This is a genomic window from Zestosphaera sp., assembly GCA_038843015.1.
Taxonomy (GTDB): domain Archaea; phylum Thermoproteota; class Thermoprotei_A; order Sulfolobales; family NBVN01; genus Zestomicrobium.
Genome location: JAWBSH010000005.1, coordinates 55,877 through 68,058, shown reverse-complemented (window position 1 = coordinate 68,058; position 12,182 = coordinate 55,877). Strand labels below are relative to the sequence as shown.

The 12,182-nt window shown below is 43.3% G+C and carries 13 protein-coding genes; all 13 read right to left on the bottom strand.

What is annotated here, in order from left to right; translation table 11 throughout:
• Position 1: 1 nt before the first annotated feature.
• Positions 2-772, bottom strand: a complete 771-nt coding sequence (locus tag QXL29_04960; protein ID MEM2283944.1) for an ABC transporter ATP-binding protein — start codon at positions 770-772, stop codon at positions 2-4.
• Positions 769-1,818, bottom strand: a complete 1,050-nt coding sequence (locus tag QXL29_04955) for a branched-chain amino acid ABC transporter permease (GenBank protein ID MEM2283943.1) — start codon at positions 1,816-1,818, stop codon at positions 769-771. The genes QXL29_04960 and QXL29_04955 overlap by 4 nt, the downstream gene beginning before the upstream one ends.
• Complete coding sequence (locus QXL29_04950) at positions 1,815-2,771, bottom strand: branched-chain amino acid ABC transporter permease (GenBank protein MEM2283942.1); 957 nt, start codon at positions 2,769-2,771, stop codon at positions 1,815-1,817. Before QXL29_04950 ends, QXL29_04955 begins: the two co-directional genes overlap by 4 nt.
• Positions 2,772-2,851: 80 nt before the next feature.
• Entirely contained in the window at positions 2,852-4,108 is a 1,257-nt protein-coding gene (locus QXL29_04945; GenBank protein ID MEM2283941.1) for a penicillin-binding protein activator, read from the bottom strand.
• A gap of 232 nt (positions 4,109-4,340) precedes the next feature.
• On the bottom strand, positions 4,341-5,138 hold the full coding sequence (locus QXL29_04940) for a biotin--[acetyl-CoA-carboxylase] ligase (protein ID MEM2283940.1): 798 nt from the start codon (positions 5,136-5,138) through the stop codon (positions 4,341-4,343).
• 51 nt (positions 5,139-5,189) lie between these two features.
• Positions 5,190-5,615, bottom strand: a complete 426-nt coding sequence (locus QXL29_04935; protein MEM2283939.1) for a CBS domain-containing protein — start codon at positions 5,613-5,615, stop codon at positions 5,190-5,192.
• A 52-nt stretch (positions 5,616-5,667) separates the two neighbouring features.
• Entirely contained in the window at positions 5,668-7,116 is a 1,449-nt protein-coding gene (locus QXL29_04930) for a sodium:solute symporter family protein (GenBank protein ID MEM2283938.1), read from the bottom strand.
• Complete coding sequence (locus QXL29_04925) at positions 7,113-7,313, bottom strand: hypothetical protein (protein MEM2283937.1); 201 nt, start codon at positions 7,311-7,313, stop codon at positions 7,113-7,115. The genes QXL29_04930 and QXL29_04925 overlap by 4 nt, the downstream gene beginning before the upstream one ends.
• 89 nt (positions 7,314-7,402) lie before the next feature.
• Positions 7,403-8,122, bottom strand: coding sequence for an ABC transporter ATP-binding protein (locus QXL29_04920; GenBank protein MEM2283936.1), 720 nt, complete (start codon positions 8,120-8,122; stop codon positions 7,403-7,405).
• 10 nt (positions 8,123-8,132) lie between these two features.
• Positions 8,133-8,867, bottom strand: a complete 735-nt coding sequence (locus QXL29_04915; protein MEM2283935.1) for an ABC transporter ATP-binding protein — start codon at positions 8,865-8,867, stop codon at positions 8,133-8,135.
• Entirely contained in the window at positions 8,864-9,847 is a 984-nt protein-coding gene (locus tag QXL29_04910; GenBank protein ID MEM2283934.1) for a branched-chain amino acid ABC transporter permease, read from the bottom strand. The genes QXL29_04915 and QXL29_04910 overlap by 4 nt, the downstream gene beginning before the upstream one ends.
• Before the next feature lie 5 nt (positions 9,848-9,852).
• Positions 9,853-10,725, bottom strand: a complete 873-nt coding sequence (locus QXL29_04905; protein ID MEM2283933.1) for a branched-chain amino acid ABC transporter permease — start codon at positions 10,723-10,725, stop codon at positions 9,853-9,855.
• 54 nt (positions 10,726-10,779) lie between these two features.
• Positions 10,780-12,111, bottom strand: coding sequence for an ABC transporter substrate-binding protein (locus tag QXL29_04900; GenBank protein ID MEM2283932.1), 1,332 nt, complete (start codon positions 12,109-12,111; stop codon positions 10,780-10,782).
• Positions 12,112-12,182 lie beyond the last annotated feature (71 nt).

The following is a 12,182-nucleotide window of genomic DNA, read 5'->3' as shown; positions in this document are numbered from 1 at the left end:
GTTAGACACCTATGTAAGCCTCTATTACTTTAGGATCTGAAATGACTTCTTGAGGTTTACCCTCAGAGAGTAACTTACCGTTATGAAGAACATAAACATAGTCTACGTACTCCATAAGTATCTCTAGTCTATGCTCGATAATGAAGAATGTTAAGTTGTGTTCGTCTCTTAATCTCTTCACGTAAGTAAAGAGTTCTTTAGCCATCATATAATCAACTCCTGCAGCCGGCTCGTCAAGTAGGTATAGCTTGGCTGGCGTCATAAGGCCCCTAATAGTCTCGAGCATCTTTATGTGCGCAGCAGATAGCTCTGAAATCCTCGAGTTTACGTAGTGTAACATATTGAATTTCTTGAGGAGTTCTATAGCCTTCTCAGCTAGTTCTCTCTCTTGAGTACTCCAAGAATTCCTGAAGAGTGCTCTAACAGGGCTCTCCCCCTTCTGTCCTATAGGAGTAACCAGCAAATTCTCAAGCACTGTTAGCGAGCTAAAGAGCCTCGGTATCTGGAAAGTTCTCACGATACCCTTCTTAAACACTTCATTTGGATTTAGCCCATCTACCCTGACTAAATCATTAGATTCTTTGAATAAGACACTACCTCTGTCAGGCACGTAGAAGCCCGTTATCACGTTAAAGAGTGTTGTCTTGCCGGAGCCGTTAGGACCTATAAGCCCTACTAACCCTCTCTCAGGCACTGTCAGAGAAACCCCGTCAAGTGCTTTGACACCACCGAAATACTTAGCTACATCTCTTACCTCAAGTATCACACTCACCTAGACTCACCTCTAAGTTCTTCTAACACCACATCTAACGCGGGAGTCTTAATCGGTTTTTCTGGAAGCAACCCTTTAGGATTAACTAGCAGTACTATCACTATTAAAAGCCCTACTATAATCCACCTCAAGTAGTCTGGTGATATGACGGTAACACCTAGCTGAGGCGTTACGAAAGTTAGTACTCTATCAACAAACGTTATTATTGCTGCTCCGAGTAAAGACCCTTTCAAATTACCGAAGCCTCCTAAAATTATCATAGCCCATACGTTGAAGGTCACTGCAGGCACGAACATGTTAGGATTGACTGACGTCAGGTAGTAGGCTAGGAGAACTCCTGCTATGCCAGCAAATCCAGAACCTATGAAAAGGATTGTTGCTTTAATCCTGGGTACGTGTTTACCCAAACACAACGCAGCTATTTCATCGTCTCTGAGAGCTCTAAGAGTCCTCCCTAGGGGCGAGTTAATTAATTTGTGAGTGACTACGTAAGTCAACGCGAGAAGACCTAATACTAAACTTAAGTATGCTGCCTCACGAACCCTACTATCAGTTATCCACCCAAATGGTGTTGGAATGGCCATTAAGCCCTTGCTAGCACCTACGGGCTCGTAATGTTGTAAGAATATCCTCAAGAGTTCTCCCGAACTCAACAGAGTAAACCCCACAAATGCCGGGCCCACCCTGAGAATAGGGTACGTTAGTAAGTAGCCGAGAGACCCAGATACCGCAAACGCTATCATGAGAGAGAGCACTAGTAAGCCAATGTTTAGCATAGGACTCTTGTTACCTAACTCACCAAGCAGTATTATCCCTTCTATGTCGTAGGGCGGGGTCTCACTAACGTCAACTCCATTTAGCATTAAGATTAGGTAGGCCGTCAGCGTTGCGCTAACATATGCTCCAACACCATAGAAGACTACCTTACCGAAGTTGGTTATTCCAGCAGTTCCTGATTCTAGATTAAGCGTGAGCGAAAGTATCGCGTATATACCGAACAGAGTTAACCAACTAATCATGAAGCCTACAATATCAAAGCCTATCATTTCCTACTCCCCCTCTTCAAAAACCTATATGGTAACCCACCCCCAGCACCTAGCGGCGGAGACACTATTAGAGTAGTTATTAGCGTTACGAAAGTTAGGAAGGGTCTAAAACTCACTGGAACTCCGAAATACGTATTAAGTATTGCTATACCCACATTCTCAATAGTAGCTATCAGCACAGCCCCTATTCCTGTTCTCAGGAGAGAAACCAATCCACCAATAAAGCCTACAGTAAATACTTGAAGAATCATTGAATCACCTGCTTCAGGAGTTATAGCACCCGAGAAAGAAGTCCATATTACTCCTCCTATCCCCGCGATGCCGCCACAGATAAACCAAGTCAAATTCACAACGAATGATTTAGGTATTCCTGAAATCTCAGCGAGCGAGGGATTATCAGCGACAGCTCTCATAGCTCTACCAATCTTGGTCTTCTCTAGAAGTAGATAGAGTAGCACTACGACTAATGATGCAGTAATCAAACTCGCTACGAATGCTTGACTAAGCTCAACACCTCCTACACTACCTCTAGGCACGTCCGAGTACGTAATTCTTCCGTAAGACACGAAATTCTTGATGGTGTAATAATGCGCTATGTCAGTAGTCATGTAAAGCAGGTACTTGTAAGCTATCCATAAACCCATCGAAGATATCATTATTATAGCTGGTGAAGAACCTCTCTTCTGAAGAGGTGTAAAAACAAGTACGTTATTTAGAACTGCTATGGCGCCGGTAATCAGAAAAGCGAGAATTGCAGCTACTGACATGATATTCAAGCCCATAATACCGTGTAAGAATATAGCCACGTATGCACCATAAGTTATGAAATTCGCGTGCGCGAAATTGATTACCTTAGTCGTTCTATAACTTAAGGTTAGTGGTAGTGAAAAAATCAAGTAGAATAACATGTATTGAAGCGTGTTCATTATTGCCTGCTGTATGCCGGGTATCAAACTCCCACCCACGTCTTCCTAAACTCGTTTTATATGATGCTTAAATTTTTATGTTTTAATTTAATTTAATACTTTAAAAATTACGAATATGCTTCCTCAAGGAATATTATAGAGCCTCTCTCATACAAACCAACATCTTTGAATTGGTAACCCATAGGTCCTCCAGGAACTATAGCCCACACACCGTAATCCTGCTGTGCTTTATCACCTGCAGAATCGAAGACGGTCCATCCGCTGGGGCCGTAGTAAGTCTTGGCTACTTCTATTAAGGCTGCTCTTATCGCTTCCCCGTCATAAGTACCCGCTCTAAGTATTGCCCAGCCGGCAAGCTTTATGGCATCATACAAGTTCTCGCTAAATACGCCTGGCTCCTCACCGAATCTCTGCACCATTCTATTCTTGAAGTCCTCATATAATGGGTTAGCTATGAATAGAGGTCTAGTCCCGAAGAGCCTCACTCTTGACGCGAATTGACCAACAGCTGAAGATAGTAACTCCTTCGCACCGTGCGGTCCCTCAGAGATAAACCACCTCACACTAGAGAGTACATCTGATTCAGCAGCGTGAGAGAGTATGTTAGCCCCGTCGGTATCGAAAGCTATTAACACTACAGCTTCGGCTCCCTCACTCTGGACCTTGCTCGCTAGGGTAGCTACTTCTGATGCGTAATCTGGCAAACCTGTCTGGTAGGGGAGCTTAACCACGGTACCTCCCATCTCTCTGAAGTAGTTCTCAAAGAAGTCTGCAAATGCTTTACCGTACTCATCGTTCCTGTAGAATACGATGACTTTTCTAGCGCCTTCTTGATAAGCTAAAGCAGCTAATGCTTTAGCTTGTCCGGCGTCAGAACCTACAGTCCTGAAAATGTAGTCGTTAGGTATTGCTAGGGTAGGTGCAGTAGAAGACGGAGATATTAGAACTATTTTGTTAGCGTCAACGTAAGATTTAACAGCCTTAACTTGAGCGCTGGCTGCAGGTCCTATGACTACTTTAATACCTTGCTGAACAAAGCTCTGCACGTTCTGCAGTGCTCTCTCCGCGGTAGTGCCGTCATCTAGTATCACAGAACGGAACTCAACGTTAAAGCCGTAAGCCTGAACCTCTCTGTTTAGGTCCTCAATAGCTAGCTGAACTACTTTCTCCCATACCTTACCTATTGAAGACAGTTCTCCCGAGAGTGGTAGAGTGAAGCCTATAGTGTATACCTTCTTCTCAGGAGTCACGGTCACGGTAGTGACCGCACCACCGCCCGTCACAGCTGCTATGCCGTAACCTACTGCTAGACCTATTATCAAGACCACTATTACTAAAGCAAGAGTTTTCATGTCAAATGCCATGTGTTAAGACACCTCATATTATTTTGTTGTAATGGGTTTTTAAGTTTTTCTAGTTGTAAGTAATAAGTAATAACAAATTAAATTACAGACCTCTTAATAACATAACAAAATATTTCTGTGAATTTGATTTTAGTGATACTATGTTTCGATATGTATAGAGTATTAATCACATAAACATTTGTGAAGTAGGAGTCTTCCTGCGTATGGACGTCATTTTGACTTGATATTCCTTCTAATTAGGGAACTGTGTTAAGTGTGTCACGTCACCACTGTAGATGACGCGTCTAATCCCAGCTCTATCCACTACTATTAGTGAGCCATCAGATGTTACGTCAACTGCTACTCCCTCAATAACTTCTTCTCCAGTAACTACCTTAACTTTCTTTCCCAGAGTTCCTGCAAGACTACGCCACTCTCTCAGAATCTCGTCTGTCTTTTCCTCAAGTAACTTAGAGTAAGTTTCCTCAATTTCTTGAAGTATCCTTGCTAGTAAGGGAGCCCTAGAGACTTGTCGAGTGAGGACTTCCTTAATACTTACTGCTTTCTCCTTCAGTTCTTCTGGTATCTCATTATTTACATTAACTCCCACACCTACGAAGAGGGCTATGCTAAGCTTCTTCTTTCCCTCTATCAGGACTCCGGAAATCTTCTTTTCATTCACTAAAACGTCGTTAGGCCACTTAACTACTGCGTTAAGCCCATAGAGTTCTTTAAGTGCTTTAGCTACTGAAGAACCTACTCCTAAGCTAAGTATCTGAAGATTAGTTGGTTTAGGAGGTGTGAGGACTAAAGTGAACCAAAGACCTCCTGGAGTAGCCGTCCAACTCCTTCCTAATCTGCCTCTCCCTGAACTCATCTCTTCCGAGAGAACTACTAAGCCCTCGCCATAGCCTTGCTCGAAAAGCGACATGGCTAGGTCTTGAGTAGAGGAGCAACTACTTACATGAAAGATTACATACCTTAACCTACTCTTTCCACTTAAGTATTTTGTCAAGTCGCTGAAATCATCTATCAAGCTTCGAACCCTCACTAAAATATGATTCTCTACACACGCTTTAAGCTAAAAAGTATTATTCTGCAATTAAGCAAAAACCTTAATAAAAGTTAGTATTGCGTCAATAACGTCTCTTAATGATACCATACCTACAGGCTTTTTCTCCAGGTCAGTCACTGGCAGGTGCCTTATGTTATTCTCACGCATTTTCTGTAGAGCCTCATCTATTGGAGCGTCCGGCTCTATTGTTACGGGGTTCTCAGTCATTATCATGTAAGCGGGGAGATTCTTGCCTATCTTCCCATTAGCTACAGCGAATATGAGGTCTCTCTCGGTTATTATCCCTGTCAAATACCCTCCTGAATCAACTATCATCACGCTACCAATGTTGTTCTCGTTCATGATCTTAGCAATCTCTTCTACGGGAGTATTGTCTCTGGCTGTTATCGGTGGTGTGCTCATGATGTCAGCTACTCTTATGGGGAACTTTCTACTACGCCTAATTATAGGCACGTGTCAACACCACATAATATCAACTAGTTTTAGCTAATAAATTCACAAGTTCTTATCTTCTTATTGTTTTTCTTATTACGTAGGTAGTTGAGAGAGTTGCTAGGTTCGCTGTTAGACCCCATATTATTAGGTGTATGCTGAACGGTTCTTGACCCCAGAAAGCAGACATTAGTAGTACTGTCAGCTCCCCTGCTAGTAATCCGCTTAAAACCTCGTATTTTTGGAGGTCTTTCCAGAAAATACCTATGAAGAGACCTGGGAGTAACTGAGTCACGCCAGCGTAACCCATCAAGAGTAAATCAACTAGAAGTGCTGGAGATAGGTAAGCCAAGATCGTCGATACTATCCCTAATCCCACTACGGCAATCCTAGTCAGAGTCACTAGTTCCTTATCTCCTAGTTTATTCTTAAAGACTTGCTGTATCAGATTTCTTGATATAGTGCTTGCTTGATCTAGTAGGAGACCTGCCGCCGTAGAGAGAGATGCTGCTGCCCCACCAGCAGCTACTAAGCCCAGCACTACAGGTCCGAAAGCCTCACTGACTAGCGTGATGAAGGCGTAGTCACTACTCCTTAACCGAGTGCCTAGAGCTAAAGCAACTAACCCCATGTGAGTTACCCAGAGTGACCCCAAGACTAGGTACCAAGAGTTAAGAACCATACCTTTCTTGATTACTCTAACATCTTTGGCGGTAAATAGTGTCTGAACTCTTTGAGACCAGCACCAAAAACCTATTCCGGTACCTATGACTGAAGATATGAACCAAGTCTCAGGTCTTAAGCCACCAGGACCTGGGAGTGTTAGGTGGGTAGGCGAGACTGACGAAACTGCCTCGTAAAGACCTGGCAACCCACCAAAGTACTTGAGAATTATAGCCCAGCTACCACCGAACATCGTGGCGAGCATTAAAGCGCCGAGAAACACATTAGTTAGCGCTATAGACATCATCCCGCCGAGAAACACGTAGAGAATCACTAAACCGAAAACTACTACAGATAGGTGTAGTGAGGGTAGTGAGCCGTAAGATGTTGTGTCAATTATTATCGAGACTGCCTGTATCTGTAGTTGCACGTAAGGTATCTGGAAAACTACTGAGATTATCGCGGCTAACACCATTAAAGCCTTGCTGTTATATCTCCACATGATGAAGTCAGATAGAGTTAGTAGGTTGTTTTTCTTAGCTAGGCTCCACACTCGAGGAGCTACTAAGTATCCTACGATATAACCTAGAAGTGATGTGCCCCAAACAAACATAGTCGCCGCACCGTACTTGTAAGAGTAACCGGCAGTACCTAAGAAGGTATAGCCGCTATAGATCACGGCAGCCGAGTTAAGGAAGAAGACGAGAGTTCCTAAAGTCCTTCCAGCAACTATGTACGTGTCTGCTCTCAGAACCTTGACTCTCAGCTTAGACACTAGAAGCCCTATGAACACAGATATAGCTATCACGGAGAATACTATAGAAGAAGCTATTAATGCCTCAGCCTCCAAAAACTTCACCTCTCAGTCAAGTACATTACTGTTAACGCTAGAGTAGTAGCTATAGACAATAATATGTAGTAAAACCAAAGCAGAGGAATACCGAGAATCTTGACATCAGACCTGTTAATTAGGGGTAACATAGCAGTCCACAAAACGAAGATAATCAAGCCAGCAATCACTTGATACTTCTTAGGTCCTATAGGGGGCTCTTCCAACACATCACCTACAGTATAAACAAGACATCAAATTATAAAGTTTAAAACACGGCTTGTTCTCATGGAATAAGCAGTGGTGTGCTGTTGCGTTATATGATTAAGTATGCCTTCCGCAACCTCTCATCACTTATTAAGGTAGAACTCTCTCCCTCTAACACTATCTTACCTGATTCCATCACGTAAGCTCTGTGTGAAATCTCCAGAGAATTCTTGACATGCTGTTCCACCAAGAGTAGAGTGACTTTCCATTCCTCATTCAACTTCTTAAACGTTTCGAAAAGCTCTGAAACTATCTTAGGCGCTAAGCCAAGACTTGGTTCATCTAAGAGTAGTATTTTAGGTCTCGACATTAATGCTCTTCCTATGGCAAGCATTTGTGACTCACCCCCAGAGAGTGTGTCTGCTACTTGACTTCTCCTTTCTTTAAGCTTAGGGAATATAGTGAACACCATCTCAAGAGAGTCGTTAAGTTTCTGCCTAGCTTCCTCATGATAAGCACCTAGATAGAGATTCTCGAGCACAGTCAACGGCGCGAAAATCCCTCTACCTTCAGGAACTAACGCTAATCCTCTCTTGATTCTATTATGTGGCGGGACCTCGTTAATCCTCGACCCATCGAATACTATCTCGCCCTTGAATAGATTCGTAAGACCTACTATGGTCTTAAGCGTCGTTGTCTTGCCCGCTCCGTTAGGACCTACTAACGCTACGATTTCTCCCTTATCTACTTTGAGACTCACGCCGTGGAGAACTCTGAAGACTCCGTAGCCCGCTTCTACATCTTTTAACTCGAGTAACGTGTTGCTCATGAGGAACCACCTAAACAGGCTTAGTACCTAAGTAAGCTTCTACCACTAAGGGGTCTCTCGCGACCTCAGCGGGAGTCCCGTGTGTTAGCAGTCTACCCTCATGCAGTACTACTATCCTATCACTAATATTCATTACAAACCTCATGACGTGTTCTATCACGCCTAAAGTTATCTTCATCTCTCTGTTTATCTTTTTGACTACGTCAGCTATAACGTCAACTTCGTGAGGCCTTAACCCAGCAACTACTTCATCCAAGAATAAGAGCTTAGGTTTAGTAGCTATAGCCCTAGCCAAATCCACTAGCTTGTGTTCTATTAAGGTAATGTTCTTACCAAGCATCTCAAACTTGCTTCTAGGGAAGCCTATGAACTCTAGTACTTCCGTAGCCTCCTCTCTAGCTCTCAGAACATCTTTAGTTCTTAACAAAGCCCCGGCAGTAACTGCTTCGATGACTGACATGTTGTAGAAGGGTCTTATCTTTTGCCAAGTTCTCGCGATGCCCTTAACCGCTATGACATGTGGGGGTTTACCAGTTATATCTTCTCCTAAGAAGATAACTTTCCCGCTATCTGGCTTGTAGATGCCCGTCACACAATTTACTAGCGTTGTTTTGCCCGCCCCGTTAGGACCTATTATACCGACTATCTCTCCCTCGTTAATTCTTAAACTAACGTTGTTGAGAGCTACGATGCCGCCGAAACGCTTACTCAAGCTATCTACTTCGAGGAGTACTGCGTTACTCACGTGTACCACCTCAATACTTTCACCTTAATTTTTCTTGTGAGCGTGTCTGTAAGTGATGAAAGTCCTTCAGGTCTTAGAATACCCACGACTATGAGCAAAGTGCCAAATAATAGCAGGTGGAGACCCGGCAATACACCGCCTAAGTACCCCCTAAGGTACTCCTCAACAATCTTGAGTATTAGAGCTGCTGAAAATACTCCGCTAACAGAGCCCAGCCCCCCCACAATTCCTATTATAGCTACGTAAACTGATTGAGGACCGCTGAACGTGTTATACGAGAAGGTTCTCTGAGATACTATGTATAGGTAGCCGATGAACCCTAAGATAGACGCGTAAATTACTAAGGCTAGCAACTTATATTTTCTCACGTTTATGCCTACAGCTTCAGCAGCTACCTCATCTTCTCTTATAGCCTTTAAGTAATAGCCTAATTTGCTTCTGCTTATGTAGAGATTCAGCGAGATAATGAAAGCTAGCACTGCTAAACTGAAGTAGTAGAGATTCTCCCACGTCCTGAATCTAATGTAGTACCAGCCCTCAACAAACGGTATATAGTAGTCGAAAGGCCCTAAGACCATTATAGAGGCTTCATGCAGTATCACTACCAGTGCGGCGGTTGATAGAGCATACCAAACACCCTTTATACCAAAACGAAATAGAGGGAATCCTATAATGAACGCTAAAGCAGCTGAAACCCCAGCACCCAAAAACATGCCGAGCCACGGTGTTATGTTATGCTCTATCATGAGCATAGTTGCTAGTATTCCTCCAAGACCTATGTAAGCGAATGAAGCGAGGTCTAGCTGACCAGCATACCCTCCTATTATATTCCACGCTAGAGCAATCGAGGCCATTATGACTGACTGGAGAGCCAGCAACACGTAGTACTGATTAAAGCCTACTAAGAACGGTATGGTTGCGCCAGCAAGCACGACAATGAGTGAAGGCAATACTATAGAGAATATGTTTCTTGAGTTCACTTGAGTCACCCCTTACCAAAGAGTCCTTGAGGTCTAAACCACAACACTATTATGAAGACTACGTAAGGTATTGCTAAACTCACAGTTGGTGAGACTAAAGTCATTGTCAAAGACTGTATCACGCCTACGATCACGCTAGACGCTAGAAGACCTGAAACTCCGCCTAAACCACCTAACGCTATTATGACCCAAGTTAAGAGACCGAATGAGGAGCCTATGTAGGGGTCAGCCTGACCGAAAGTCATCCAGAGAGATGCCGCGAGGCCTGTGAGAGCTATACCAAGACTAAAGACTAACAAGAATACCTTACCTACGTTAATACCCATTAAAGAAGCTACTTCCCTATCATACGCGGTAGCCCTAATAGCTAGACCGACCCAAGTCTTAGTGAGGAGGTAGTGAACCCCGAGAACGATGAATAGGCTGAGAAGAGCGGAGATTAATTTAGCTACGTGAACGCTTACCAAACCTAAGTTTAAGTAGAAGTTTAGGTAAGTAGTCTGGACTGCTCTAGGTTCTGCTCGAAACATCATTAAGGCGAGGTTCTGCAGGACGTAGCCTACCCCTACAGTCACTGCTATCTGTATTAATGGCTCTTTACCTAAGACAGGCCTTATAATTGCTGTATAGATAGCTGCGCCCATCACGAAAAATAGTGGGACCGTAGCTATAGACATTAGTGAGGGGTCTGACCTCAAGCTGTTAGCTAGTATCCACACTAGGTAGGAACCTAACATGATGAAGTCTCCATGAGCAAAATTTATTATTCCCATGACCCCGAAAACTAGAGAAAGTCCTAAAGCTATGAGAGAGTATAGAAATCCTAAGAAAATACCGTCTAAAACACTCTGAAATAGTAAACCAGGACTAGGTAGCATCTGACTTCCCCCGACTTACATGAAAAAATCTATCAAGGTTATAAAAACCTTGTTTTAAGGTCTTGGGAAGATCGGGGTTACGCCTTCCTCAGCCTCAGGCCATATGACTCTAGGTTGACCCCCAATGACTTGCAGGATTGCCGTACCACCGTAGAGATTCTCACCATTAGCTGCTAACTTTACTCTGCCAGTTGGGTAAAGTTGGGCAGCTATGCTGTTAGAGTCGTCTAGATCCATCGATAAGAAAACAGCTCTTAAGTTATCTGGGTTTAACGGGTCGTCAGGGAACATCTGACCTGCTTTCTCAAGACCTTCATAAACAAACATCAAGGAATAGAATATTATGCCGGCAGCCTCAGTAGGTAACTTACCGTATTTCTGCTGGAATGCCTGGACAATACGCTTGTTCCATTGAGTCTGACGAGCCGGGTTGTAGCTGTACGTGTTTGTGAAGTACTCTACTGCTTCGCCAGCCTCTCTTATAGAGTCTGGGTCCGTATAACCGCACCCGCCAGCACCAGCTATAAACTTTACTTTAATACCTGAGGCCTGCAAAGCTTTAGCAAATAGTATTCCGTCGCTGAAGTAAGGTACGCTAAATATAACGTCCGGGTTTAATTCTCTAATTCTGGAGATTATGGGTCCGAAGTCGGTTATCGTGTATGCGTAAGTTATAGTCTCATTAGGTATTACTCCCTTAGCTATCAGTTGCGACCTAACGCCGTTAGCCACTGTGGTCCCGAATATGGAGTCTTCATGAAGTACTACCACAGTACGTATCGTAGTGTTGGTTTTCTTTGCCATTTCTAAGACGAAATCTACAGCTGCTTTGCCGTGAGTACTAGCTCTAGGAGCTAGTCTAAAGACGTAATTCCATCCCCTCTCAGTCAACCAATCAACTAAAGCGTCCATCACTAAAGGTATTTTTTCTCTCTCAGTTACTTCAGCTACCGCAGCTGTAAGCCTACTTATGTAAGCACCTAATATTACGTGAGGCCTGTAGTTAGAGATAAGTCTCTCAGCAGCTAAGGCGGCTGTGTCAGGACTGGTGCCGGCGTCCTCAACATATAATTCGAGCTTAGCACCTCCTAAAGAACTAACACCTCCTAACTCGTTATTTATAATATCAACTAAGAGTCTGGCAGCATCAACAGCTTCTTGACCAAAGACAGCGTAACGCCCTGTTAAGGGCTCTATAATACCTATTTTAACCTTCTCTATCTTAGGCTTAGTAGTCGTTGGCGTCGTTGTTGGTGGTACTTGTGTAGTCATGTAAATTAGAACTCCGGCTACGACAGCTATCACTATCACGAGACCTATTATAATTCCCATAGTTTTAGAAATAGCTCTTTTTAGAGATTTTCTAACATACATAGAGTACACCACACTAACTAATTTTACTTAAGAGTTTTTAAGTTTTATGACATTCTGAAGCAACTTATTATGCTTCTTTATCG